At 68.4% G+C, this 23,997-nt stretch carries 24 protein-coding genes; 3 read left to right on the forward strand and 21 right to left on the reverse strand.

What is annotated here, in order from left to right:
• Nucleotides 1–134: 134 nt before the first annotated feature.
• From BMX37_RS12175 to BMX37_RS12215, 10 genes are all read right to left on the reverse strand, one after another.
• Entirely contained in the window at nucleotides 135–971 is an 837-nt protein-coding gene (locus BMX37_RS12175; protein ID WP_093666033.1) for a transporter, read from the reverse strand.
• A gap of 43 nt (nucleotides 972–1,014) precedes the next feature.
• Nucleotides 1,015–1,800 (reverse strand): exodeoxyribonuclease III, encoded by a 786-nt coding sequence (gene xth / locus BMX37_RS12180; protein WP_093666234.1) that lies wholly within the window; start codon nucleotides 1,798–1,800, stop codon nucleotides 1,015–1,017.
• A 20-nt stretch (nucleotides 1,801–1,820) separates the two neighbouring features.
• A complete protein-coding gene (gene erpA / locus BMX37_RS12185; protein ID WP_093666034.1) occupies nucleotides 1,821–2,159 on the reverse strand; it encodes an iron-sulfur cluster insertion protein ErpA in 339 nt (112 codons plus the stop codon).
• Between the two features lie 77 nt (nucleotides 2,160–2,236).
• On the reverse strand, nucleotides 2,237–2,950 hold the full coding sequence (locus BMX37_RS12190; protein ID WP_093666035.1) for a M23 family metallopeptidase: 714 nt from the start codon (nucleotides 2,948–2,950) through the stop codon (nucleotides 2,237–2,239).
• A 110-nt stretch (nucleotides 2,951–3,060) separates the two neighbouring features.
• Entirely contained in the window at nucleotides 3,061–3,873 is an 813-nt protein-coding gene (locus BMX37_RS12195) for a ferritin-like domain-containing protein (protein ID WP_093666036.1), read from the reverse strand.
• Nucleotides 3,870–4,337, reverse strand: a complete 468-nt coding sequence (locus tag BMX37_RS12200) for a peroxiredoxin (RefSeq protein ID WP_093666037.1) — start codon at nucleotides 4,335–4,337, stop codon at nucleotides 3,870–3,872. The genes BMX37_RS12195 and BMX37_RS12200 overlap by 4 nt, the downstream gene beginning before the upstream one ends.
• Entirely contained in the window at nucleotides 4,334–7,006 is a 2,673-nt protein-coding gene (locus BMX37_RS12205; protein ID WP_093666038.1) for a bifunctional [glutamine synthetase] adenylyltransferase/[glutamine synthetase]-adenylyl-L-tyrosine phosphorylase, read from the reverse strand. The genes BMX37_RS12200 and BMX37_RS12205 overlap by 4 nt, the downstream gene beginning before the upstream one ends.
• A 341-nt stretch (nucleotides 7,007–7,347) precedes the next feature.
• Nucleotides 7,348–7,992 carry a sigma-70 family RNA polymerase sigma factor gene (locus BMX37_RS12210; RefSeq protein WP_093666039.1) on the reverse strand — a complete coding sequence of 215 codons (645 nt, stop codon included), beginning with the start codon at nucleotides 7,990–7,992 and terminating at the stop codon, nucleotides 7,348–7,350.
• Between the two features lie 91 nt (nucleotides 7,993–8,083).
• The gene (locus tag BMX37_RS18840) at nucleotides 8,084–8,221 is read right to left on the reverse strand and encodes a hypothetical protein (RefSeq protein ID WP_170841958.1); all 138 of its coding nucleotides are present in this window, start codon (nucleotides 8,219–8,221) and stop codon (nucleotides 8,084–8,086) included.
• Nucleotides 8,222–8,264: 43 nt separating this feature from the next.
• Entirely contained in the window at nucleotides 8,265–9,071 is an 807-nt protein-coding gene (locus BMX37_RS12215) for a response regulator (protein WP_093666040.1), read from the reverse strand.
• A gap of 279 nt (nucleotides 9,072–9,350) precedes the next feature.
• Between BMX37_RS12215 and BMX37_RS12220 the strand changes: the two genes are divergently transcribed.
• The 3 genes from BMX37_RS12220 to BMX37_RS12230 all read left to right on the forward strand — a co-directional run bounded on the left by BMX37_RS12220 (nucleotide 9,351) and on the right by BMX37_RS12230 (nucleotide 11,692).
• Nucleotides 9,351–9,548, forward strand: coding sequence for a NepR family anti-sigma factor (locus BMX37_RS12220; protein ID WP_093666041.1), 198 nt, complete (start codon nucleotides 9,351–9,353; stop codon nucleotides 9,546–9,548).
• 10 nt (nucleotides 9,549–9,558) lie between these two features.
• Nucleotides 9,559–11,208 (forward strand): sensor histidine kinase, encoded by a 1,650-nt coding sequence (locus tag BMX37_RS12225; RefSeq protein ID WP_425288459.1) that lies wholly within the window; start codon nucleotides 9,559–9,561, stop codon nucleotides 11,206–11,208.
• A 349-nt stretch (nucleotides 11,209–11,557) separates the two neighbouring features.
• On the forward strand, nucleotides 11,558–11,692 hold the full coding sequence (locus tag BMX37_RS12230; RefSeq protein WP_093666042.1) for an entericidin A/B family lipoprotein: 135 nt from the start codon (nucleotides 11,558–11,560) through the stop codon (nucleotides 11,690–11,692).
• Nucleotides 11,693–11,840: 148 nt separating this feature from the next.
• On the opposite strand, the gene tatC is transcribed toward BMX37_RS12230, so the two are convergent.
• The 11 genes from tatC to ftsZ all read right to left on the reverse strand — a co-directional run bounded on the left by tatC (nucleotide 11,841) and on the right by ftsZ (nucleotide 23,900).
• Nucleotides 11,841–12,635 (reverse strand): twin-arginine translocase subunit TatC, encoded by a 795-nt coding sequence (tatC, locus tag BMX37_RS12235; protein WP_093666043.1) that lies wholly within the window; start codon nucleotides 12,633–12,635, stop codon nucleotides 11,841–11,843.
• Nucleotides 12,632–13,114 (reverse strand): Sec-independent protein translocase protein TatB, encoded by a 483-nt coding sequence (tatB, locus tag BMX37_RS12240; protein WP_093666044.1) that lies wholly within the window; start codon nucleotides 13,112–13,114, stop codon nucleotides 12,632–12,634. Before tatB ends, tatC begins: the two co-directional genes overlap by 4 nt.
• A gap of 65 nt (nucleotides 13,115–13,179) precedes the next feature.
• On the reverse strand, nucleotides 13,180–13,416 hold the full coding sequence (locus BMX37_RS12245) for a twin-arginine translocase TatA/TatE family subunit (RefSeq protein ID WP_093666045.1): 237 nt from the start codon (nucleotides 13,414–13,416) through the stop codon (nucleotides 13,180–13,182).
• Nucleotides 13,417–13,446: 30 nt separating this feature from the next.
• A complete protein-coding gene (scpB, locus tag BMX37_RS12250) occupies nucleotides 13,447–14,061 on the reverse strand; it encodes an SMC-Scp complex subunit ScpB (RefSeq protein WP_093666046.1) in 615 nt (204 codons plus the stop codon).
• Nucleotides 14,058–14,780 carry a segregation and condensation protein A gene (locus tag BMX37_RS12255; protein ID WP_093666047.1) on the reverse strand — a complete coding sequence of 241 codons (723 nt, stop codon included), beginning with the start codon at nucleotides 14,778–14,780 and terminating at the stop codon, nucleotides 14,058–14,060. Before BMX37_RS12255 ends, scpB begins: the two co-directional genes overlap by 4 nt.
• Nucleotides 14,781–14,824: 44 nt before the next feature.
• Complete coding sequence (locus BMX37_RS12260) at nucleotides 14,825–15,829, reverse strand: glycoside hydrolase family 3 N-terminal domain-containing protein (RefSeq protein WP_093666048.1); 1,005 nt, start codon at nucleotides 15,827–15,829, stop codon at nucleotides 14,825–14,827.
• 55 nt (nucleotides 15,830–15,884) lie between these two features.
• The gene (locus BMX37_RS12265) at nucleotides 15,885–16,613 is read right to left on the reverse strand and encodes an SPOR domain-containing protein (RefSeq protein ID WP_093666049.1); all 729 of its coding nucleotides are present in this window, start codon (nucleotides 16,611–16,613) and stop codon (nucleotides 15,885–15,887) included.
• Complete coding sequence (gene argS, locus BMX37_RS12270) at nucleotides 16,613–18,346, reverse strand: arginine--tRNA ligase (RefSeq protein WP_093666050.1); 1,734 nt, start codon at nucleotides 18,344–18,346, stop codon at nucleotides 16,613–16,615. Before argS ends, BMX37_RS12265 begins: the two co-directional genes overlap by 1 nt.
• Nucleotides 18,347–18,428: 82 nt before the next feature.
• Nucleotides 18,429–19,595: a deoxyguanosinetriphosphate triphosphohydrolase gene (locus BMX37_RS12275; RefSeq protein WP_093666051.1), complete on the reverse strand. Its 1,167-nt coding sequence runs from the start codon at nucleotides 19,593–19,595 to the stop codon at nucleotides 18,429–18,431.
• A complete protein-coding gene (locus tag BMX37_RS12280; protein WP_170841959.1) occupies nucleotides 19,592–22,117 on the reverse strand; it encodes an SPOR domain-containing protein in 2,526 nt (841 codons plus the stop codon). The genes BMX37_RS12275 and BMX37_RS12280 overlap by 4 nt, the downstream gene beginning before the upstream one ends.
• Before the next feature lie 118 nt (nucleotides 22,118–22,235).
• Nucleotides 22,236–23,900 (reverse strand): cell division protein FtsZ, encoded by a 1,665-nt coding sequence (gene ftsZ / locus BMX37_RS12285; protein WP_093666052.1) that lies wholly within the window; start codon nucleotides 23,898–23,900, stop codon nucleotides 22,236–22,238.
• Nucleotides 23,901–23,997: the final 97 nt, after the last annotated feature.

Below are 23,997 nucleotides of genomic sequence, written 5' to 3' on the forward strand. Positions count from 1 at the left end.
GCGGCCCGTTTGCCGCTCACCCTCAAGGCCTTGCATCCGCCGTGCCAAGTCTGGTCGCGCCCAATATCAATGACTTAGCCAAACGGCGCTCACGCCCGCCGCCAAGTGGTGGCAAACCCCGCCATCGATTGGGATCAGAAGAGGATCGCGCCGCCAAAGGCCAGCCGGATGTCAGGCGTGCTGTGGTTCAGACCGGCGGCGGCGAGCAGGTCCAGCTGGGTGCGCCTGGTCGGTTTGAAGGCGATCGACTCCGCAGCCAGCACGTGTGTCTCGCCGCCCATAGGGTCGTCGTCCCGCTCCACGGACACTTCGCTGGTCAGCGTGACCTGTTCCGACACCTGGTATCCCAGGCCGACGATACCGCTGTCATTCAGGTGTCGGCCGTGGCCGTCCTCGTCCGCCAGTGCGGCGACCTGGCCAGTAAAGGCGAGGTTGAGCGATTTGCTGAGGTCGTAGGTGACCGGGATCACCGCACCGCCTTCCCAGGCACCGTCGCCGATCGGCTGCCGGCCCAGCGGCAGAATGACGAATGGCTCGATCCCGAACGACAGGCCATCGCCGCCCGGATTGCGGAGGTTCTGCCGCACCGCCAGTCGCACATCGCCCACACCGTTGGTGTGGGTGACACCGCCCGCAGCCTTGTTCCGCTCCCGATCGGTGCCGAACGCGGTCCAGCCGACCTGCACCTCCGTCTGCGGGCCGATCCCGATCCGTGCCAGCAGGTCCGCGACGATGAACTGATCGTCGCGTGCATCGGCGGTGTCATCGCGCTGCCAGTCGAGTGCTGAGTACTCGAACTGCACATGGCCGGGCTCGGTCGTGCACGCCGACGACCCCAGGCTGGGGCGGTTCGGGCAAAAGCGCGGATCGTCCCCGCCACTTCCGCCGCCGCTGCCGGACTGCGCCAGCGCCGGCGACGCAGCCACGACCGTCGCCGCGACCAACCCAAACAGGAGTGCCCGTGTCTTCATGCGCCTGAAATCCTATCCGGGCGTGTGGTTAGCCCGAAGCGCCCTAACGCAGCCTTACCCAAGTGGGTGCATGGTCGCTGGCTTTTTCTCGGCCGCGATGCGCCTTGTCGACGCCGGCATCGACCAGGCGGTCGGCCGCGCGCGGGCTGAGCAACAGATGGTCGATACGGAACCCGGCGTCCCGCTGCCACGCCCCGGCCTGATAGTCCCAGAACGTCCAGATCTTTCCCGCAGGATGACGCGTGCGCAGCGCATCGGTCCAGCCGTCCGCGAGCAGCCGGCGATACCCGGCCCGGCTCTCCGGCTGCATCAGCGCGTCCTCTGCCATGGCACGCACGGAGAAGGTGTCGTCGTCATGCGGAATGACGTTGTAGTCGCCGGCGAGCACCGCTGGCACCTCTTCGCTGAGCAACTCCGTCGCGCGCGACCGCAGCCGGTCTAGCCATCGCAACTTATAGTCGAACTTGGGCCCCGGCCGCGGATTGCCGTTCGGCAGGTACAGCGACGCGACCACCATGGTGCCGCCATTGCCGTCGGGCACTTCGCATTCCAGATACCGGCTGTGCTCGTCCTCCGGCTCCCCGGCCAGGCCGCGCACCCGCTCGATCGGCTGCGCACCCCGGGTCAGCACGGCCACCCCGTTCCAGCTCTTCTGACCATGCCAGACCGCGCCATAGCCCGCGGCCTCTATATCGGCCGCCGGAAAGCTGTCGTCACTCGCCTTCAGTTCCTGGAGGCAGACGACGTCCGCGTCACCCTCGGCCAGATACTCCAGCAGACGCGGCAGGCGCGCCTTGATGCCGTTCACATTGTAGGTGACGATCTTCATGTCGCTGTCCAGTCCGACGATCAGATCGCGAAGCTGGAGCCACAGCCGCACCCGGACGCAGCGTTGGGATTGTCGACGCGAAACGCCGCGCCGCCCAGCGACTCCACATAATCGACCTGGCAACCCCGCACCAGGTCCATGCTGACGCTGTCGACGACCAATCGCACGCCATCGATTTCCGCAACCGTATCGTCCGCGTCGGGGCTGTCGGCGAAACCGAACCTGTACTGAAAGCCCGAACAGCCGCCCCCATCGACGGCCAGCCGCAGGATCGCGGGCTTGTTCTGCTTCGCCGCGATCGCCGCGACGCGCGCGGCGGCGGAGTGGGTCAGGGCGATGTCGGGAGCCGGGTTGTGCATAAGGAGCATGTAAGCGGCGGGCGAGCCTGCGACAACCGCGCCAGGTCCGCCGCATCAGCGTATGAAAGCGGTGGCGATCAGTCCTGCGGAGCCGGGCCGTCGACCGACACCGGGATGGCGTGGACCGACTGATCCTTGGCGGCCAGTAGGTAATCGGCCGTGGTCAGGAACGGGATCGGGTTGACCGCATGACCGTCGATACGAACCTCGTAGTGCAGGTGTGGGCCGGTCGAACGACCCGTCGAGCCCATCAGCGCGATCAGCTGCCCGCGCGTGACCTTCTGCCCGTCCGACACCAGGATCTTCGACAGGTGGCCGTACCGGGTGGCGATGCCCTTGCCATGATCGACCTCGACCATGTTTCCGTAACCGCCCAGGCGGCTGGCATGATCGATGATGCCATCCGCAGTGGCGTAAACGGGGGTGCCGACCGGGCCGGGAATATCGACCCCGGCATGCATCGCGGCGGTGCCGCGGAACGGGTCGGAGCGAATGCCGAAATTGCTGGTGAAGCTCAGCTTGTTGACCGGCTGCACGGACGGGATGGCGATCGCACCGTGGCCGCCCAGGCCGGGCTGACCGATCGTGTCCAGCTTCTTCCAGCTCATGAACAGCGAGCGGAATTGCTGATCCGCCTTCAGGTCGTTCGTCGCCTCGACACTGTTGACCGGAACCAACGGGCCTCCGACCGCCGCCGCCTTGCCACCGTCACCCTCCGCCGCGTGTGCCGCCATGGCGGGAGCGATGGCGAGAGCGGCAAAAAGTGCCAGCGAAACGGGAAGCTTGGTCATCAGCCCTCTTCATGCCGTGCACCGAAACCGCGACGGGCCGGCACTGATTTGATCCACCCTGTCGGCGCCGTTCGACCCGCGCCTTACGAGTGGGTTTGTGACCGATTGTCTCAGGATGACGCAAGGGGCTCGTAGAAATCGCGCGTCAGACCGGCTGACTCGCGCGCCGAGTCGTTGAACGGAGGCTTCAGGCCACCGCGAAAATGCCGTGAAACCAACGCTTGCCAGTGCGTTGCAGGCCGCTCGACGCCATCGCGGGCGCATCCGTGCAGGAACCAGCGGGTCCCCACCGACACGTGCCGGATCTCGTCGGAATAGATTCGTTGCAGGATACGCGCGCTGGTCTCGTCGCCCGCCGAACGGAACCGGGCCACCGTTTCCGGCGTCACGTCCAGTCCCCGCGCCTCCAGCACCATCGGCACAACCGCCAGCCGCGCCAGCTCGTCCTCGGCGGTGCCTGTCGCCGCCTGCCACAGGCCGGCATGAGCGGGCATCGCGCCATAGCGGCTCCCCAACCGCTTCAGCCGGCGATCGAGCAGCGCGAAGTGGATCGCCTCGTCCGCACCCACTCCGATCCAGTCATCCACGAACGCCCGCGGAAAGTGCGCACCGAACCGCCCGGCCATGTCGAACGCCAGATCGATCGCGACGAACTCGATATGCGCCAACGCGTGGATCAAGGCGAGGCGCCCGCGATCGGAACCACCCTTGCCCCGTTTCGGCATGCGGTTCGGCGGCAACAGCTCGGGCTCGGCCGGCCGTGCAGGTTCGACGGGCATTGCGATGTCGAACCGCCACGCCAGCAGCCCGCGGCGCCACTGACGCGCCGTGCGCCGGGCAAGCCTCACTTTGGTCGCCGGATCCGCCGCGTCCAGCACGTCCCGGCATGCTTCCGCGATCGTCTGAGGCGTCGCCCCGCTCATGGTGCGGTCTGCAACGCGCGGACCGCCTCCAGCACCGCCTCGGCATGGCCCGCGACCCGCACCTTTCGCCAGATGCGGACCGCCCGCCCGTCGACGCCGAACAGAAAGGTGGCGCGCTCGACACCCATATATTTGCGGCCGTACAGCGTCTTCTCGCCCCAGACGCCGAATGCCTCCGTCACCGCGCCGTCCTCGTCAGACCCCAGCCTGATCGACAGGCCGTGCTTTTCGGAAAAGCGAACATGGCTGGCGGCACTGTCACGGGATATGCCGGTCACGCTCGCTCCCGCGGCGGCAAACGCCTCCGCCAGCGCGGAAAAGTCCTGCGCCTCACGCGTGCAGCCCGACGTATCGTCCTTGGGATAGAAATAGATCACCGCCGGCAGGGGCAGGTCGGACAGCGCCATGCGTGTCCTGTCCGCCAGCACCATCGCGATCGCCGGCATCGTGTCGCCCTCGTTCATGCAGTCTCCTCCGACACGGCGGCCCATACCGCCGCCACCTGTTGTCGCGTTCGATCCAATCTGGCGACCACGTCCTCCCAATCGCCCGCACCGACCGCGCCCGCGATCAGCACCCGCGTCGCTGCCGATGGCTCCGTCGCATCGGGTGCGACCAGTCGCATCGTCACCAGCATCCGTGTCAGGAAGTCATGCGCCGCCGCCATCGGCTCCGGCAGCAGATCCGCCCCGACCAGCTGAGCGATGGCGCGGCCCAGATCCGGATCGAGCCCGACGCGGCCGGTCAGCTGAGCAACGTGGACCGCGAACTCCAGGTCGACCAGCCCGCCCGGCAACAACTTCGCATCCAGCGGGCCGCGCGGCGGCTTGTGCGCGGCCATGTCGCCCCGCATCGTGCGTGCATCGGCCCGGATGTCACGCGCGGGCCTCTCGCCGCTCAGCACGCGGGCGATCACCTCCTCCACCGCAGCGCGCGCAGCCTCGGACCCGAACACCGGCCGGGCGCGGGTCAGCGCCATATGCTCCCATGTCCATGCCTGCTCACGCTGGTACAGCGCGAACGAATCGAGCGATACCGCGATGGGCCCCGCCGCCCCCGACGGACGCAGCCGCGTGTCGACCGGATAGAGCGGCCCTGCCGCCGTCGCGACCGACAACGCCGCCGTCACCCGCTGGCACAGCCGGTTATAGTAGAGCGTCGCGCCAAGCGGCTTCGGCCCGTCCGACTCCCGCGCGAAATCGCCCGTGAACAGGTAGATCAGGTCCAGGTCGGACGCATGGGTCAGCGCCCCGCCCCCGAACCGGCCCAGCGCCAGGATGACCAGCTCGCTGTCCGGGACCACGCCGTGCGCGCGCTCGAACTCGGCCACCGTCGCTGCGGCCAGAACCTGGGTCGCCGCCTCCGCCACCCGCGCGTAGCCTGCCGCCACCGCCAGCGGGTCGGATGCGCCGGCGACCACCTGAGTCCCTAAGGCGAAGCGCGCCTCGCCCACCACGCGGCGGACATGATCCAGCCGCGCGCCATAATCGCCGCGCACGTCGCCGCCGCGCATCGCCTCGGCAAGCGCCGCGACCGGCGGCACATCGTCCAGCGCGCTCGCGTCGATCAAGCTATCGAGCAGTTCCGGCCGCCTTGCCAGCGCCTCCGCCAGTGGCGGCGCATGGCTCAGGATCGCGGCGAGCAGCGCGGTCAGCGTGGGACGCGCCTCCAGCAAACGGAACACGTTCACCGCGCTCGGCAGGCGTTCGAGCAGCCGGTCGAAGCGCGTCACCGCCTCACGCGGGTTGGGCGCACCGGACAGGGCCGGGATCAGCACGGGCAGTACCGCCTCCAGTGCCTCCCGCGCCGCCGCGCTGCGCAGCGCCGGATAGACGCCTGCCCGCCAATGGCCGATCCGCTCCGCCACCCCGGTGTCCGCCAGACCCTGTTCGGTCAGTGCCTCCGTCAGCATCACCGGATCGCGGGACAAGGCGGGGCGCCGACGGTCGTCCAACGCGTCATAGATGCGCGCCACCGCCTCGACATGCGGGCGCAGCAACGCGACCAGCTCCGGCCCATCCTCCAACCCATGAAGCCGGGCGACCCCGTCCAGCGCCGCGCCCGTCGGCAGGGCGTGGGTCTGCCGGTCGTCCACCATCTGCACCCGGTGCTCGATCGTACGCAGCAGCGTGTAGGCGTCGCTCAGCGCGGCCGCTTCTACGGGATCGATGCGCCCTGCATCGGCCAGTCGTGCCAGCGCATCGCGCGTGGCCGGTGCGCGCAGGGCCGGGTCGCGCCCGCCATGGATCAGCTGGTGAATCTGCGCGAAGAACTCGACCTCGCGGATGCCGCCACGCCCCCGCTTCAGATCGAAGCCGGGACCCAGCACCTGGCCCTGCGCATGATGGTCACGGATCCGCGCGGAGATATCGCGAATCTCGCGCAGGGCGCCGAAGTCGAGCCCACGCCGCCAAACGAACGGACGGATCGCCTGGAGGAAGCGATCCCCCAGGGCGCGATCGCCCGCCGCCGCACGCGCCCGGATGAACGCCGCGCGTTCCCATGGCAGCGCCTGGCTTTCGTAATAGCTGACCGCCGCATCGAACGGCAGCGCGATCGGCGTAACCTCCGGCGACGGTCGCAGGCGCAGATCGACGCGCAGCACGTAGCCATCGCCGTCACGCGCCTGCAACAGCTCCACCACCCGGCGCGCGATCCGCACCGCCGCGTCCTCCGGCTCCTCGCGCGGTCGGCATGGCAGCGTGTCGGGATCGAAGATCAGGATCGGGTCGATATCGGACGAATAATTGAGTTCGTGACTGCCCTGTTTGCCGAGCGCGATCGCCGCAAAGCCGATCGGCTCCGCGCCCGGGGTCCGCTCCGCGATGGCGGCACGAATGGCTTCATCCAGCGCTCGATCGGCAAAGCCGGTCAGCTGCCCCGTCACCGCCGACAGGTCCAGCGCGCCGGCCAGGTCGCCGATGGCGACGCGCAGCGCGAGTTGCCGCCGCTCCAGACGCAACCTGCGGCCGATAGGCATGTCCGCGTCCGTCGTCATTCGTTCGGAGACGTCCCCCGACGCCAGCGCCTGCGCCTGTTCGGAATTGCGGTTCAGCAGGTTGGCGAGGAACGGCGACCACGTCGTCGCGCGCATCACCGCGCCGCCCCAGTCGGGCGCGTTCAGCGCTGGCATGATACTTTACGCAAAGACACGGCTTTTGTGGGAAACCGCAGCCGCTTCCGGCCGTTCAGGACCCCATGGTCACGCCGACGCCCCCTGCCACGAAGCGACCAAAGCCCCAGGTGGTCGCCCTGCCGCGCGAGTCCGATGCCTTGGGCGCGAGCCTGCGCGGGGCCTTCGCAATGCCGGATATGTCCGACGACCTGCGGACGCTTCTGTCGCGACTCGATACCGCCACAACACGCCACTAGAGCAAGCGGGTTACTGGCTGAGAAGCGCTCAGCCGGCTCACGTTTTCTGCGACTATCCACGCTCAACCATCCCAGCGCTCTATCGCAGGGCGGCGCGCCCCTTCAACGTCCGCGGCTGAGCGCGTCGACGTCTCCCATGATCGAGTCGAGCGCGGTGACATCGGGATCGACCTCATGCTCCCGGCGCGACGGCAACCTGCCCTCCGTCAGTATCGCTTCCAGCGCCACACGTCCGCGCGCGACACGGCTCTTGATCGTGCCGACGGCCACCTGACAGATGTCGGCCGCCTCTTCATAGGCGAACCCACCCGCACCGACCAGGATCAGTGCCTCGCGCTGCGGCTGCGGCAGGTGCATCAGCGCGCGTTGCATATCGCCCAACTCGACGTGACGATCCTGGCTCGCGGGAGCGGCCAGAATACGATCAGCCACCAGATCGTCCCATTCCCCCTTGAAGCGCGCGCGGCGCATCTGGCTGAGGTACAGGTTGCGCAGGATGATGAAGGTCCAGGCACGCATGTTGGTGCCGGCCTGGAACCGCTTGCGCGCCGCCCATGCCTTCAACAGCGTTTCCTGCACCAGATCGTCGGCCAGATCGCGGCTGCCGGACAGTGACCGACCAAAGGCGCGCAGATGAGGAATGACCTGCGCCAGCTGCGTCTTGAACTCGGGATCGGACAGCGACACGTGCTCAACGGGCGGCGCGTCCGCCTCGTCATGCTCGTTGCGCGTTGCGGCTTGGCTCATGGAAATCCGATCGGAAGGGCGCGCACGATTGTCGCCGCCCGAATATAGGGGGCGGGGCGGGCATTGCCAAACCCCGTGCAAAAAAGGGCAATCAGCCCAGAACGATCCAGGCGAAGACCACGATCACCAGTACCAGGGATATGGGCAGGATGTACCGCGTCATGTGCGGGGTCGCCCCCGCACGCGCCTTGTCGGTTTCGATCTGGATGCGCTCGTTCGGATCAGCCATGCGCGTTCAAACCCCCGGAATCCGTTTTGGGTCCGTAATTACCTTATGCCTCCGCCGGCACCGTGCTCTCATCGAAGAACAGGGCCTGGCTGATCGCCGCCTTCACCGTCGACCGCTGGAACGGTTTGGTGATCAGGAACGTCGGCTCCGGCCGCTCGCCGGTCAGCAGCCTCTCCGGGAAGGCGGTGATGAAGATCACCGGCACCTCGAACTCGGCCAGGATGTCCTTCACCGCATCGATGCCCGACGAATCGTCGGCCAGCTGGATGTCGGCGAGCACCAGGCCCGGCCGATCCTCCAGCGCCAGCGCCAGCGCCTCGTCCCGCGTCACCGCCACGCCCGTCACGTCATGACCAAGGTCGCGGACGATGGTTTCGATATCCATCGCGATGATCGGTTCGTCCTCGATGATCAGGACGCGCGCGCGGGTCTGCTTCTCGATCTCCGCCAGCGCCTCCGCGACCAGCCGCTCCACCTCGCTGGTGTCGACCTCGATCAGGAACGCCGCATCTTCCGGAGTGAACCCCTCCATCGCGGTCAGCAGCAGCGCCTGCCGCGACAGCGGCGTCATGCGTGCGAGGCGAGCCTGCGCCACCGCCTCCTGCCCTTCGGCACCGCCGGCGGACGGCTCATCCGCGACGTCATAGTTTGCCGAATTCCAGATGCCCTGGAACATACGGTACAGCCCCAGGCGCGGATCGATGTCGCGAGGGAACTCCGTCGGCGCGGCGACGATCGCTTCCAGCGTCGCACGGACATAAAGATCGCCCTGCTCCTGGCTGCCCGTCAGCGCCCGGCTGTAGCGCCGCAGGAATGGAAGATGCGGCGCGAGTTGCTGTCCCAGCGACATGGATGTGTGTAACTCCGTGAAAGGCGTGCCGTACGCTGTGCGCCGGACCGCTCCTTAAAGCAATATTGGGCGAGGCGGTCGGTCGTTCCCCGGCCCGTTTCAGGACCGATGGTCGGATTTTTCGCTCGACAAGGGAACCAACGACCGGGCATTTGGTTTCAGCGCGACAAGATCATGCGAGTGCCGGACCGGCGCTGGTTCGGGTCGTGTTCATGCCATGCTATTGCCCGTTGTGGCCGTGCAAGGGGGAAGTCTTTGAGTTCGGGCCACGATACGCCGATGAAGCCGTCTGCCACTCCACAGGCGGCAGGGGAAAAGGCGGAGGTGACACAGCGCCGCACGTCCGACAAGAACGCCGCATCCGGCGGGGCCGGACAGGATCGCGACATGGGTTCCGCCTTGCGGTCCGTATATCAGTGCGCCGTTGACGAGGCGATTCCGGACGACCTGCTCGATCTACTCGGCAAACTAGACTGACGGGGGCCTGATGGCCTCCCTGACAAGGCCCGTTGCCGACCCGGTGGACGGTGAATTGCCTGACTCTCTCACCGACCAAGGCGAGGCGGACATGTCCGCTGCCGGCAGGCCGCTGTCCGCGGTCGCTCGACTGCCCACCGGCATCAAGATCTTCCTGATCATCAGCACGGCACTGCTGCCGCTGGCCCTGATCGCAATGGTCGCAACCTTGCAGATCACGCGGCTGGCCGATGCGGAAACGCGTGCCAGGCTGCGCGTCGCAACCGATGAGAGTGCGCGGGCGATCGCCATCGAACTGGGCGGCGACATGAGCGCACTCAGGGTCGCCGTCGCTGCGCTCGCCGCCGATCCTGGCGATGCCCCCAGTTGCGCTCGTGCGCAGGGCGTGTTCGCGCAACAGGCCGCGCGGGGCACGCGGTTCGCGATCCTCGATCGCTCCGGCCACCTGTTGTGCGGCCAGGCCGTCGCCGCCGCGGCGATGGACAGCGACGCACCGCGCGGCCCGATCCATGCCGCCATCGTTCCGGGCGAGGGGTTGGTGCTGGAAACGGCCGGCCCCCGCCGCAACCTGGTTGCCCGCGCCTTCTTCTCGCTCGACTTCCTGCGTCAACTGGGCACGCCCAGCACGCGCGAGAGCATCTACGCCTCCGAACTGGTGCAGGAGGGTGAGGCGCTCGACCTTTTCCCGGATCGCGAGCGCGCCGCCTTCGACCGCGTCGAGACGGTGATGATCGACCTCGGCATTGATGACCTCGCCTTGCGCAGCAGCGTTCGCCGTGCGCCCATTTCGTCGTCACTGGTGGTCGCGCTGCTGTTGCCGCTCGTCATGTGGGCCGCCGCGGCCGGGATCGCCTGGTTCGTGGTCGACCGGCTGCTGATCCGCCCGTTGCGACAACTTCGTGCGGGCGTCGCCGCCTATCGGCCGGGCGAGGAGATCGAGACCGGCATCGTGCGTCAGATGCCCGCCCAGGAGATACGCGAGCTCGGGGAAACCTTTCGTGCGATCAGCCGCACGGTCGCCGTGCACGAGGCGGGCCTGGCGGAGGGTGTAGTCCGCCAGACCAAGCTTACCCGCGAGGTCCATCACCGCGTGAAGAACAACCTGCAGGTGATCGCCAGCCTCATCAGCTTTCACGCGCGCAGCGCCGTCAGCCCCGATGCGGCTGCCGCCTATGCCTCTATCCAGCGGCGGGTGGACGCCCTGGCCGTGGTGCACCGCAACCACTTCGCTGAAATGGAAGAAAGCCGCGGGCTCAACCTGCGCGCGATGATCGGTGAACTGGCTGGCAACATCCGGGCAACGGCGCCGGAAAGCTCGCACGGTATGGGCATCACGCTCGAGGTCGAACCGCTGTTCGTCAATCAGGACGTCGCGGTGGCGGTCGCGTTTCTCATCACCGAAACCATCGAACTCGCGCTGAGCGTCGATCCCGTCGCCCAGATCCGCGTCGCCATGCGCCAGGATGCCGACGCGCCGGATCGCGGAACGATCCGCATCGTTTCGCGCGCGCTGGTCGAAAGCGATCTGCTGAAGGAGCGTATCGGCGGCCGTTACGGGCGGGTGCTGGAGGGCTTGTCCCGTCAGTTGCGTTCGAAGCTCCATCAGGATCCCTTGAGCGGCGCCTTCGAGATCAGCGTCGCCATTCTGGGGCGTGATTGATCTGACGTTTTCGGATGTTTTTTGCAACTCGTCGCGGAACCGGGTTCTCCCATCGCCGTTATGCTCTTCGGATAGCGACCTTGTGCCCCCCGCTCTCGCTATCCATGACATAGGCCCGAAGGCATTCACCCTCCCCCCCCCCGGTGATGTCTTCGGGCCTTTTGGCATTTTTGGGAATGCACGCCAAACCTTCCCGCCATCTCCGCCGTACCTCCGCGACTACGCGTTCGGAGCAGAGCGAGCGTCTTGCTGCCGCCCAGCGAGAGTTTGGCCGGATCCTCACGCTCGCGGAACGATTTCCCCGGTCGAGACATTGCGATGGTGGCAATTGCCTTTTTGGAGAACAAAGATGGTCAAGGTTCTGCGTGTCGCACTGGTCGCCGGCACTCTTCTGGTCAGCGCCTGCAACACGGTCGAGGGCATGGGTCGCGACGTGAGCTCGGCTGGCAAGACGGTCGCCAAGACTGCCGACGACGCGAAGTAAAAGGCTTGGCCGCCGCCTTGTGGGTGGCGGCCGCCTGGTCCTGTTCGGACACGGGAAACGGGCTCCTGCTTTGATGGCGGGAGCCCGTCGTCATTCTACCGTTAGGGCGCGGCGAGAAGACCTTGCGCCGTTATTCGCCGAGAAAAGCTCAGTCCGTTGTCGCCGGCACCTGCGCCTCGCGTGACCGCTGACGCTCGGTGAACCAGATGCCGATGATCGCCAGCTCGTACAGCGCGATCAGCGGTATCGCGAGCAGCACCTGGCTCATCAGGTCGGGCGGCGTCAGAACCGCCGCTACGGCCGTCGCCCCGACGATCGCATAGCGCCGGGCAGAAATAAGGCCCTTGCGCGTCACGATGCCCGCCCGCTCCAGCAGCATCAGCAGCACGGGCAACAGGAACGCGGCCCCGAACCCGAACAGGAACTGCATGATGAACGTCAGGTAGTTGCCGATCGCAGGCAGTGCCTCCTGATGAACCCCGCCGATGTTTCCCTGAAAACCTAGCGAGAACCGCAAGGCCATCGGCACAGCGACGAAATACGCGAGAGCGGCGCCCGACAGGAACAGTACCGGTGTCGCGAACAGGAAGGGGAGAAGAGCCAAGCGCTCCTTCCGATAAAGGCCCGGAGCCACGAACTGCCACAGCTGGTTGGCGATTACCGGGAAGGCGATCATTATAGACGCAAAGAACGCGACCTTCACCTTGACGAAGAACGCCTCGAAAATCTGCGTGTAGATCACCGTCTTCTGACCCGCCGACAGCAGCGGCTGGACCAGGAACGCGAAGATGTTTTCCGCAAAGTAGTAGCTGACGCCAAACGCAACGACGATCGCCGCGATGCAGTAGAGCAGGCGCCGCCTGAGTTCGATCAGATGATCGAGCAGCGGTGCGCGGCTGTCGTCCAGTTCGTCGCGAACGGTGTCGTCGTCGAGATCGCTCACGATGTCACTCCGTCGCCATGAGCGGAGCCGGCGCGTGGACCGGCGCGGTCCGCAGGCGCTGGCTCGACATGCGGCGTGTCCACGAACAACGGTGCCGGAGTGGAAAGGGCCGGGCGGTCCTCGTCCGCGTGAGCCGCGATGTGCCCCTCGCCTTCATGGCCGCTGTCATGGGGCGGCAACGCTCCATCCCCTGCGGACACGGGTTCGTTGTCCCAGCTACGCTCGACCGGTTCGGCGGGCGTGGGCGGATGTTCGCGCATGATGCGCTCGTTCTCCGCCGCCCACTTCTTCTCCATTTCCTCCAGCTCGGCCTCGCGCACCATGTTGTCGAAGCCTTGGCGAAACTGGCGCGCCACCCCGCGCGCGCGTCCGACCCAATAGCCGACGACGCGCATCGCCTTCGGCAGGTCCTTGGGCCCGATCACCACCAGCGCCACCAGCGCGATGAGCAGGAGTTCGGAGGAGTCGATACCTAGCATCGGCGCTGTGGCCCCGCGTCAGGCCGGGACAGCCGGCACGGTTTGGTCGAAAAAGGAACGCGCGATCAAGCTTCGTCGTGGACGCGCTTGCCGTCGCGGTCGAACGCCGGCTCCGCCGCCTTCTGCGCCTCGATGCGGGGGGACGGCTTGCTGCGCGGCTCGTCTTCCTCGGCCATGCCCTTCTTGAAGTTCTTCACGCCCTTGGCGACGTCGCCCATCAGGTTGGAGAACCTGCCCCCGCCCAACAGCAGGATGGCGACGATGGCGAGGACGAGCAGGTGAATGGGGCTGAAGCTGCCCATGGCGTTACACTCCTGAAGGCTATGGCTTATCTAGTCGCGATCGTCGTCCATTGCCACCGGCAAAGCCGCTTCGCCGTCTTCCCCCTCGTCGATGTTAATTTCCGCCGGCACGGGGTCGAGCAATCCGGCCGCGCGCAGGTCCTCTATGCCCGGCAGGTCACGGCGACTCGCCAGCCCGAAATGATCCAGGAAGCCGGCGGTCGTGGCAAAGGTGAGCGGCCGACCCGGCACCTCGCGCCGGCCGGCGGGGCGGACCCACCCCGCCTCCATCAGCACGTCCAGCGTACCCTTGGCGGTCTGCACGCCCCGGATCGCCTCGATCTCCGCGCGCGTGACCGGCTCGTGATAGGCGATGATGGCCAGCGTCTCGATGCCTGCGCGGCTCAGGCGACGGGAGTCCTCCCGATCGCGGCGGAGCAGGTGCGCCAGGTCGCCCGCCGTCTCGAAATGCCAGCGCTCGCCACGTCGGACCAGCGCGATGCCGCGTCCGGCATAATCGTCCGCCAGCCGGTCGAGCGCCGCGCGCACCGCGCCCGCCGGCACATCCTGCCCGACATGGCCGCGGATCGTCTCCGCCGACAGCGGCTCGGTCGCGGCGAACAACACCGCCTCCACCGCGCGGACGATCGGGTCGGCGGGCGTCATGACAGGCGGCGCAGGTACAGGGGTGCGAACGGCTCCTGCTGGCGCAGTTCCACCCGCCCCTGCCGCGCGAGTTCCAGCGCCGCGAGGAAACTCGACGCCAACGCCGACTTGCGCAGCCGCCCCTCCGCCTCCGGCAGGAACCGCTCGATCACCTGCCAGTCGACCGCGATGCCCAGCAGCGCGGACACCCGCTCCAGCGCAGCGTCCAGCGTCATCACCTGACGGTCGGCGACAACGTGCATGACCGGGCGGGTGCGGGCGGTTACACGACCATAAGCGGCGATCAGGTCGAAAATTTCCGCCTGCCAGCGCGCATGGCGCACCATGCGCAGCCCCTCCGGCGCGCCGCGCAGGAACACGTCGCGGCCCATCCGGTCCCGCGCCAGCAGGCGCGCGCCCGCGTCGCGCATCGCGCCCAGCCGCTCCAGCCGCAATTGCAACCGCGCCGCCAGCTCCTCCGGGCTAGGCTCCACCGTCGGATCGCGCGGCAACAGCAGCGCCGACTTGAGATAGGCGAGCCACGCCGCCATCACGAGGTAATCGGCCGCGACCTCCAGCTTCAGCGCCTGCGCCCGGTCGATAAAGGCCAGATACTGCTCCACCAGTTGCAGGATGGAGATGCGCGTCAGATCGACCTTCTGCGTACGCGCCAGCGACAGCAACAGGTCGAGCGGCCCTTCCCAACCGTCCAGATCCAGGGTCAGCGCATCGTCGGCCATGCGCGGACGCTAGAGCGGAGTCGCCCCATGGGGAAGCGCCCCGCTCAGTTCGCCAGCGCGAGCAGGCGGTCCCGCGTCTCGGTCAACGCCGCAATGTCCCCGGTCGGCGGGCCGACACTGGCCATCGCCCGTGCCAACCGCGCTTCCCCCTTTGCCGCGATGCTATCGAGCCGCCCGGCGATCTCGACCATCTCGTCCATCCGCGCCCAGCAGTCGAGCACCACGTCGCATCCCGCGGCGATCGCGCCCGCCGCTTTCTCGCCGGCCGTGCCAGAGAGCGCCTTCATGTCGATGTCGTCGGTCATCAACAGGCCGTCGAAACCGATGCGGCCGCGAATCACATCCTCGATCACACGGGGCGACAGGGTCGCGGGGCGCTCCTTGTCCCAGGCCTCGTAGACGATGTGGCTGGTCATCGCCATCGGCGCCTGGGCCAGGGCGCGAAACGGGGCGATGTCCTCCTCCAGCTCCGCGTCCCCGGCGGTGACGGTCGGCAGCAGGTGGTGCGAGTCGACCAGGGCGCGGCCGTGACCCGGCATGTGCTTGACCACCCCGACCACCCCAGCTGCCGCCATGCCCTCCAGCGTCGCGCGTCCCAGCGCCGCGACCCGCATCGGTTCATGGCCGTATGCGCGGGTGGAGATCGCCTCCGTCGTTTCGGCGCGCGCCACATCCAGCAGGGGCAGGCAGTTCACGGAAACGCCGACATCCGCCAGCATCAAGCCGAGCGCCTGACCATTCGCCCGCGCCGCCTCGATCGCGGACATCGGCGCGATCTCGTACAATCGGTCGAACGCCGGGCCGGCGGGAAAAGCCGGCCAGTGCGGCGGCCCCATCCGCGCCACCGGTCCACCCTCCTGATCGATCAGGATCGGCAGGTCGTCGCGCCCCGTCAGCGCCCGCAGCGCATCCGTCAGCGCCCGCAATTGTACCCGATCGACGATGTTGCGCCGGAACAGGATAAACCCGACGGGTTCCGCTTCCGCGAAGAAGGATCGCTCGTCGGCGGTGAGTTCTGGCCCCGACAGGCCGAAGATGACCGGCTTCATCCCGCCCGCCTAGCCGCTTTGCGCCGACGGTGCGAGCAGTCGCTGTCCGCGCGGCTCAGCTTGCGACGAAGCACGACTCTCCGGCGACGCGCAGGCGGCCGCACAGTTCGGATGCCTGGTTGGTGCTGCCAGCGTTGACGCGCAGCCGAAACAGGGTGCGGCCACCGGTCGCCACCGGCTGCACCGACTTGCCCAGGGGCGCGAGATAGGCGAACCGCTTGGAATAGCTGGTCCACGCCGCGTTCGCCGCCGCCTCCGTCGGATAAGCGCCGAGCTGGACAAGCGATCCGCTGGCGGTCGGGGCGGCAGCGTTGCCGCGCGTTTCGCCGACCGGCACCGCCGCCACCAGCTTGCCGGCGCGCGAGGGAACTTTCGCCACCGCGGTCGATCCGGCGGTCGCCTCCGGCTTGGCGGGTGCAGACACCGCCCGCTTGCCCTCCACAGGGACTTCGGGAACCGCGTTCAGGTCGATCGCGCCGGTGCCGCCGTTCTTGCCCGCGCTGGTCGCGATGGCGGCGTCACCCTCCCCCTTCACCTTCATGCCGCCCGTGTCGGTCGGGCGCACCTTGTAGTCGCCCTCCTGCGCTGCAATCAGTTGTCCGTCAGGCGTCGCCTGCCCGCGTTGCAGCGCGTAGACGGCGTACACGATGCCCGCCAACACGACCAAGCCCAGCAGCACGAACGCGATCACACGACCCATCGGCGGGCCATGCGGCTGGTCCGGCTCCACCGTTTCCAACCAGGGAAGCCGGTCCTCGTCACGCAGGTCGATGTGATCGGCCATCACTTCATCTCCGAAACCGCCTCGACCCCCATGATGCCGAGTCCGTTGCGGATAATCTGCGCCACCGCATTCGCCAAGAACAGACGCGCCGCGCTGACCGCGTGGTCGTCCTCCTGCAGGAAGCGGCGGTCCGGACGGTCGTTGCCGACGTTCCACAGGGCGTGGAAGGCAGCCGCCAAGTCATAGAGGTAGAACGCAATTCTGTGCGGTTCGCGCGCCGCCGCCGCCGTCTCCACGGTGCGCGGGAACTGTGCGGCGAACTTCACCAGCTCCAGTTCCTCCGTATCAAGGCGGGACAGGTCGGGCACGCCGGCATCGATCGCGATCCCCGCCGCCTCGGCACGCCTGCCCAGCGATGCGATCCGTGCATGGGCATATTGGACGTAGAAGACCGGGTTGTCCTTCGACGCCTCCACCACCTTGGCGAAGTCGAAATCCATCTGCGCATCGGCACGCCGCGTCAGCATGGTGAAGCGGACCACGTCCTTGCCCACTTCACGCACCACATCGGCCAGCGTCACGAAGTTGCCGGCGCGCTTCGACATTTTCACCGGCTCGCCACCGCGCAACAGGCGGACCATCTGCACCAGCTTGACGTCGAACCGCGTCTTGCCGTCGGTCAGCGCCGCGACCGCCGCCATGATCCGCTTCACCGTGCCCGCATGGTCGGCGCCCCAGATGTCGATCAGCTGGTCCGACCCTTGCGCCTTTTGGTAGTGATAGGCGAGATCGGCACCGAAATAGGTCCATTGACCATTCGACTTCTTGATCGGCCGATCCTGGTCGTCGCCAAAGGCGGTGGACCGGAACAGCGGCAGCTCCACCGGCTCCCAGTCGTCGGGAACCTCCCCCTTGGGCGCGTCCAGCACGCCGTCATAGACCAGCCCGCGCGCGCGCAGCTCCGCCTCGGCCGCTGCCGGCTTGCCCGCGGCCTGCAACTCCGCCTCCGATGCGAACAGATCGTGGTGGATGCCCAAGAGCGCCAGATCCTCGCGGATCATCCCCATCATCGCGGCCACGGTGCGGGTGCGGAACAGCGACAGCCACTCCTCCTCCGGCGCAGCGACGAAGCAGTCGCCGAACTCCTCGGCCAGGGCCTGCCCCACCGGCACCAGATAGTCGCCCGGATACAGCCCTTCCGGGATCGCACCGATCGCCTCGCCCAGCGCCTCGCGGTACCGCAGGTGTGCTGAGCGGGCGAGCACGTCGACCTGACCACCCGCGTCGTTGACGTAGTATTCGCGCGTCACCCGGTGCCCGGCGAATTCCAGCAGGCTGGCCAGCGCATCCCCCACCACCGCGCCGCGGCAATGCCCCATGTGCATGGGCCCGGTCGGGTTGGCGGAGACATATTCGACGTTGACGCTGGTCCCCTCACCCGCCGCGGACCGGCCATAGGCATCCGCGTCGCGCAGGATCGTCGCCAGTTCGTCGCGCCAGGTATCGTCGGTCAGCCGCAAATTGATGAAGCCGGGACCGGCCACCGTGACCTCCGCCACCTCGGGCAGCTTGCGCAGCTCCGCCGACAGCGCCTCGGCCAGCGCGCGCGGATTGGTCCCCGCCGGCTTCGCCAGCACCATCGCGGCGTTGGTGGCCAGGTCGCCATGGCTCGCATCGCGCGGCGGCTCCACCGTGACGTTCTTGCGGTCCAGGCCGCCGGGCAGCGTCCCGGCCAGCGTCAGGTCGTCGAGTGCGGCATCCAGATGCGCGGCAAAGCGGGTGTACAGGGTCATAGCCGCCGCGCCCTAAACGATGCGCCGCGCTTGCGCAAAGCGGCGCGCTGCTTGAGCGTAACAGGGACAGCGCCGCGTCTGGTCAGAACCCTTCGGGCAGGTCGATCGGGCCAACGACTGCCCTGTACCGCGAGACCGCGAACCGATCCGTCATGCCTGCGATAAAGTCGGCGATGTGGCGGCTGCGCCATGGCTCCCCGACCGGCAGGCGCTCGCTCCACTCAGGCGGCAGCGCGCCGGGATCGGCGGCATAGGCGGCGAACAATCCCGCGATGACGCGGTTCGCAGCGTCGGCCGCCTCCAGCTGCCGGGGGTGGTGATAGAGGTTGGCGTACATGAACCGCTTCAGGTCCCGCTCCGCACCCCGCATCGCGTCGGAAAAGCCGACCAGCGCCCGGCCTGCCTGACGTACATCGTCGACGCTTTCCACGCCGCTGGAGGAGAGACGCGCACGCGTCTCGGCGATCAGGTCGTTGACCATCGCACCGATCTGGCCGCGTACCAGCTCCCCGATCAATCGGTCCCGCGGCACGTCCGGGAACCGCGCGCACACCCCCGCCCAGCCCTCCGCGACCAGCGGCACAGCCAGCAATTGATCCAGGGTCAGCAATCCCGCGCGCAACCCGTCGTCGATGTCGTGATTATCATATGCGATGTCGTCGGCCAGCGCCGCGACCTGCGCCTCCAGCGACGACCAGCTGCCGAGGTCTAGGGGGAATTCCGCATCCGCCTCCGCCAGCGCCCATCCCGGACGCCGCACCGGCCCGTTGTGTTTGGCCAGTCCCTCCAGCGTCTCCCACGTCAGGTTCAGTCCCGCCCAGCGCGGATAGGGTCGCTCCATCGCGGTCAGCGTCCGCAGCGTATGGCCGTTATGATCGAAGCCGCCGCGCCCCTCCAGCGCCGCCTTCAGCGCATCCTCGCCGGCATGGCCGAACGGCGGGTGGCCGATGTCGTGCGCCAGGCACAACGCCTCTGTCAAATCCTCGTTCAGGCCCAGCGTCCGCGCGATCGTCCGCCCGATCTGCGCCACTTCCAGGCTATGGGTCAGCCGCACGCGGAAGTGATCGCCATCTGGGGCCAGGAACACCTGCGTCTTGTGGCGCAGGCGGCGGAAGCTGATCGAATGGATGATCCGGTCGCGATCACGCTGGAACGCGTCGCGCGGGCCGCGGTCGGTGGCCGCGCCTTCCGCATGGAGGCGGCCCCGGCTGTGCGCCGGGTCGGCCGCCCAGGACGCGCGTGCGATCATTTCGTCGCGGGCAGCTTGGACAGCTTCTGTCCCGCATCGCTGGTGAAGGTGGACGCGGACACCCCCTTCTTCGCCAGGCCATTGACGAACGCCTGCGCCTCTTCCTGCGTCTTGAACGGTCCCGTCACCACGCGGTTGGTCGCGCGAAGGGGCGTGGTGTAGCCGCTGCGCCCCTTGAACGTGTCGGGCGCCTTGGTCCGCACACCGGACCACGCCTTGGCCAGATCGCCCTGGCGGGCGCCGGTCGCGACCTGAACCCAGATCCGCTCCGGCTCAGCCTTGGCGGCCTTCTTTTCCGCTGCCTCCTTGGCGGTGGCGGCGTCCTTGGCAGCCGCGGCGCGACGCTCGGCCGGAGACTTCCGCGCAGTCGCCTCCCGCCGCGCAGTCGCTTTGCCGCCCTTCACCGGCGTGTCGGCGGCGTCATCCGCCTCGTCGGCAGCCGCACGCTGCGAAGCCGCACCGCGTTTGCGCGCAGTGGCGCTTGGACGATCGCTGTCGGCGTCTGCGGTGCGAGCCCCCCGGCGGCCAGCCCCGGCCGAACGGCTGGATGCGCCCTCCGCCTCGTCAGCATTCGCCGCGGCTCCGGCCGTTCGCCGTCGACCGGGCGTCGCGGAACGACCGGTCCCGGACCCTGCCTCGTCAGCGGTGTCCACAGTTCCCGCCGCCCGGCGCCTTCCTGTGGTGGCGGACCGGCCGGTCTCGACATCCTGTCCCTCTGCGGCCGCGACGGGCGTTCCCCGACGAACGACTGCCCGGCGCGTCGAGGGCGACGATGCCGGCACGACTTCCTTGTCGGCCGCGGCGATCTTTTCCACGGCCTCGCGACGGTCGGCACTGTCCTCGTCCGCCTTGGCCTTCGCCTCCGCGACACCGGCGCTCGGCAGGCGCGGTCGACGAACCGGCGCTTCGACGCCCAGCTCGGACGCAGGGATGGACAGGTTGGCGATAATGCGCGCCAGAACCGCGTCCTGCGCCGGCCGCACCGGCGGCGGCGGGGTTCCGACCGAGCCGGCATCGGCCGCAGCACCCGCGGTCACGAAGCCGGGTTGCACCGTCGATCCGCCGGGACCGGCGGGCTGCACCACCGCAACGCTGGCGTCGGCGGGCACTGTTGCCGAACCCGAACCAACGCTGGCAACCGTGGCGCCGCCAACCGGCTGCACCACACTCGGCGCCGCGCCAGTAACCGGAACGGAGGGCACGGCCGCGACATTCGTAGTCGTGATCGTCGGCGCGGGCGAAGGAAGCGCCGTACCGACCGCCTGGGCCGAGCCACCAGTCGACGAAACGCTGCTTGGTGCTACGCCCGCAACCGATGTTGGAACAGGCTGAACCGACCCAACCTGCACGGGGGCAACCGCCACGGGCGCCGCGCCCACCGGCGTGACGGAGGTCGTCGGCTGCGCGATCGGCGGCGACTGCGTACTTGTGGCCGCCAAAACGACGCCAGCGGCCGGTCTGCGCGCCACGCCCGCGCGTGCGTTGGCGCGGCGATCCGCCTCGCTGGAGGGAAGCGGCTGCACATAGACAGGCTGCGTCGTCGGGGCCGCGGCATACAGCGTGCCGCTGACCGGCGGGACCACTGCGTTTTGCGCATTGCCGGCAACCGCCGATGCCACTTCCGTCCGGCCGCCGCGCCGCCGCGACTCGCGTGTCGAGCGCCGATCCGGCCGCGTCGCCACGGGCGCGACGACCTGGTTCGCAGCAAGCGCGACAGGCTCCTGCGGCTCGGGCGCCAAGGGGGCCAGCGCTGGTGTCAGGCGCGCATCGGCCAGCCGCTCGGGCGTCGCGCGCACCTCGCCGAAATGGACGGCAAAGGCCCGGTCCACCGCGCCCAGCATCGGCAACCGCTGCAAAAACGGCTGCAATCCTTGCGCCATGCCCGGCGGCATCATGGTGGTGGCGATGGTCGACCCGCCACGCACGTCGCCGTTCATCGCCAGGATGAACGCCCGCGCGCGCCACGCTCCGCGATCCGACTTGCGCACCAGCGGCTCCAGCACCGCCAGCGCCTCGTCCTTGCGACCCGAAATACCCAGCGACAGCGCGTAGCGGCGTGTCGTTTCGTCGTCCGCCCCGGACTTCAGGGCCAGCCGATAGTCCCGCTGTGCCCGGTCCTGCTGACCGACCAGATCATAGGCCAATCCCCGATCCGCCGCGATGCGCGACGGCGCGATCCCGAATGCCTCGGCTTGCTGGAAATAGCGCAGCGCCTCGCCGGGCCGCTCCGCGCGGACCAGGATGGTGGCCATTCCCGCCTTCGCCCGTGCGCTGCGCGGATCGACCTTGTCCGCGCGCGCGAACAGCGACGCCGCGCCGCTGAGATCGTCGATCTTCAACGACAACTCGCCCGCGTCGAGCAACGCCTCGACATTGTTGGGGCTGACCGCCAGCCGGCGCATCGTGTCGGCCAGCCGATCGGCATCGGTGGAGCCCGGCAGGGGCTGCACCACCGCTTGCCCGCGCGCGACGGCGGGACTGCACAAAAGCACCGTGGCCAGCGCCAGGGAGGAGGGGATCAAGGATCGCATGAGCAAGGGTCGGACTAAGCCACATCGCGGGTGAACCGGCAATGTCCCGACCTGTTCCGGCACGACGAACCGTCCCGCGCCGGCGACGGGCCGGCGCGGGACGGACGTCTCACTGGTTGTTCTGGCGGTGCAGGAAACGCGGAATGTCGAGCGGCGGCTGACCATCGCCCTCCGCCTCGTCCTTCTGCGCGCCGCGGGCGGCATTGCTCATCCGCTCGAACAGCGTTCCGCCCAGCTTCACGCGAGGTGCTGCCGGCGCGGCGTCCGCCTCACCGTCGCTGCCGGGGGCCAGCCAGCGACGCCGCGCGTTGGCGTCGTCCGACACCGGCTTCGCAGCGGAGGGCTGGGCAGCGGCAGGCTGGGCGGCAGCGGGCTGAGCCGCCGGCCGGGCGGTGACGCTCGGCTGGACGGGGGGCCGCTGCGCCTGCACCGGTGCGCGGGCGGAGATGGTCGGGGAGGGCGCACGGGCCGGCGCGGCGGGGGCTGGCGGTGTCGGCGCGGCGGGCGCCTCCACGACCGCATCCGCACCCAGCACCAGCTCCTCCGCATCCGCCACAGGCTCGTCGCCATGCGGCTCGGACGCACCGAGGTCGAGCGGCTCCGCCTGCGCGTCACGCCCATCCGCCTGTTGCGAAGTGGCCGGATTCGGCTGCGATGCAGAGGCCTGAGGCTGGCCGGGCTGTGCCTGCGTGGCACCGCTCGGCCGGTACGATGCCGCCTCGTCGGGCTTGCGGCCCAGGCCGAAGCTGAAGCCGCGCGTGGTCGTCGGCTCCGGCTGGGCGGCCTGCTGCGACGCCTGCGGACGCGCTTCGGCCTCAATGCCGGTGGCGACCACGGACACGCGGATGCGCCCTTCCAGCTCCGGGTTGAAGGCCGAACCCCAGATGATGTTCGCGTCCGGATCGACCAGTTCGCGAATATGGTTCGCCGCCTCGTCCACTTCCAGCAGGCGCATGTCGTCGCCGCCGGTGATGGAGATGATGACGCCCTTTGCCCCCTGCATCGACACGCCGTCGAGCAGCGGGTTCGCGATCGCCTTCTGCGCCGCTTCCAGCGCGCGGTTGTCGCCCTCGGCCTCGCCGGTGCCCATCATCGCCTTGCCCATTTCCTGCATCACCGACCGCACGTCGGCGAAGTCCAGGTTGATGAGGCCGGGCATGACCATCAGGTCGGTGATCCCGCGCACGCCCTGCTGCAGCACCTCGTCCGCCATCGCGAACGCTTCCTTGAAGGTGGTGTTGGCGTTCGCGATCAGGAACAGGTTCTGGTTCGGGATGACGATCAGCGTGTCGACATACTTCTGCAGCTCTTCGATGCCCTGATCGGCGGCCTTGGACCGGCGATTACCCTCGAAGCTGAACGGCTTGGTCACGACACCGACCGTCAGGATGCCCATGTCGCGCGCCGCCTTGGCGATCACCGGGGCCGCGCCGGTGCCCGTGCCGCCGCCCATGCCGGCGGCGATGAACACCATGTGGCTGCCCTCCAGCTGCTTGGCGAGCTGGTCGATCGTTTCCTCGGCGGCGGCGCGGCCGATCTCCGGCCGGGCACCCGCGCCCAGGCCCTGCGTGATCTTGGAGCCGAGCTGCACCCGGTGCGGCGCGATCGACTGCTTCAACGCCTGCGCGTCGGTGTTCGCGACAAGGAAGTCCACGCCCTGCACGTCCGCGCGCATCATGTTGGCGATGGCGTTGCCGCCCGCGCCACCGACGCCGATCACGGAGATGCGCGGGGTCAGTTCATCCACATCCGGCGCAATGAATTCGATGCTCATCTTGTTCGTGTCCTTCCGCCCAAACCCCGGGTCAGGTCGGGGGCCCAGTTAACCGTCGTAGCTTAGCCTGCGCGATGTTTCACCCGAAAACGCGCGC

It is taken from the genome of Sphingomonas gellani, assembly GCF_900110035.1.
GTDB lineage: Bacteria > Pseudomonadota > Alphaproteobacteria > Sphingomonadales > Sphingomonadaceae > Sphingomonas > Sphingomonas gellani.

Coding starts and splice junctions, on each gene's coding strand:
- scpB (WP_093666046.1), bottom strand. CDS start 14,061: ATGACGCCCGCCGACCCGATCGTCCGCGCGGTGGAGGCGGTGTTGTTC.
- BMX37_RS12220 (WP_093666041.1), top strand. CDS start 9,351: ATGAAGCCGTCTGCCACTCCACAGGCGGCAGGGGAAAAGGCGGAGGTG.
- BMX37_RS12190 (WP_093666035.1), bottom strand. CDS start 2,950: ATGACCAAGCTTCCCGTTTCGCTGGCACTTTTTGCCGCTCTCGCCATC.
- BMX37_RS12230 (WP_093666042.1), top strand. CDS start 11,558: ATGGTCAAGGTTCTGCGTGTCGCACTGGTCGCCGGCACTCTTCTGGTC.
- BMX37_RS12275 (WP_093666051.1), bottom strand. CDS start 19,595: ATGATCGCACGCGCGTCCTGGGCGGCCGACCCGGCGCACAGCCGGGGC.
- BMX37_RS18840 (WP_170841958.1), bottom strand. CDS start 8,221: ATGGCTGATCCGAACGAGCGCATCCAGATCGAAACCGACAAGGCGCGT.
- erpA (WP_093666034.1), bottom strand. CDS start 2,159: ATGCACAACCCGGCTCCCGACATCGCCCTGACCCACTCCGCCGCCGCG.
- BMX37_RS12175 (WP_093666033.1), bottom strand. CDS start 971: ATGAAGACACGGGCACTCCTGTTTGGGTTGGTCGCGGCGACGGTCGTG.
- argS (WP_093666050.1), bottom strand. CDS start 18,346: ATGACCCTGTACACCCGCTTTGCCGCGCATCTGGATGCCGCACTCGAC.
- BMX37_RS12245 (WP_093666045.1), bottom strand. CDS start 13,416: ATGGGCAGCTTCAGCCCCATTCACCTGCTCGTCCTCGCCATCGTCGCC.
- BMX37_RS12215 (WP_093666040.1), bottom strand. CDS start 9,071: ATGTCGCTGGGACAGCAACTCGCGCCGCATCTTCCATTCCTGCGGCGC.
- BMX37_RS12260 (WP_093666048.1), bottom strand. CDS start 15,829: ATGAAGCCGGTCATCTTCGGCCTGTCGGGGCCAGAACTCACCGCCGAC.
- ftsZ (WP_093666052.1), bottom strand. CDS start 23,900: ATGAGCATCGAATTCATTGCGCCGGATGTGGATGAACTGACCCCGCGC.
- xth (WP_093666234.1), bottom strand. CDS start 1,800: ATGAAGATCGTCACCTACAATGTGAACGGCATCAAGGCGCGCCTGCCG.
- tatB (WP_093666044.1), bottom strand. CDS start 13,114: ATGCTAGGTATCGACTCCTCCGAACTCCTGCTCATCGCGCTGGTGGCG.
- BMX37_RS12200 (WP_093666037.1), bottom strand. CDS start 4,337: ATGAACGAGGGCGACACGATGCCGGCGATCGCGATGGTGCTGGCGGAC.
- BMX37_RS12265 (WP_093666049.1), bottom strand. CDS start 16,613: ATGGCCGATCACATCGACCTGCGTGACGAGGACCGGCTTCCCTGGTTG.
- BMX37_RS12205 (WP_093666038.1), bottom strand. CDS start 7,006: ATGCCAGCGCTGAACGCGCCCGACTGGGGCGGCGCGGTGATGCGCGCG.
- BMX37_RS12210 (WP_093666039.1), bottom strand. CDS start 7,992: ATGAGCCAAGCCGCAACGCGCAACGAGCATGACGAGGCGGACGCGCCG.
- BMX37_RS12255 (WP_093666047.1), bottom strand. CDS start 14,780: ATGGCCGACGATGCGCTGACCCTGGATCTGGACGGTTGGGAAGGGCCG.
- BMX37_RS12195 (WP_093666036.1), bottom strand. CDS start 3,873: ATGAGCGGGGCGACGCCTCAGACGATCGCGGAAGCATGCCGGGACGTG.
- BMX37_RS12225 (WP_425288459.1), top strand. CDS start 9,559: ATGGCCTCCCTGACAAGGCCCGTTGCCGACCCGGTGGACGGTGAATTG.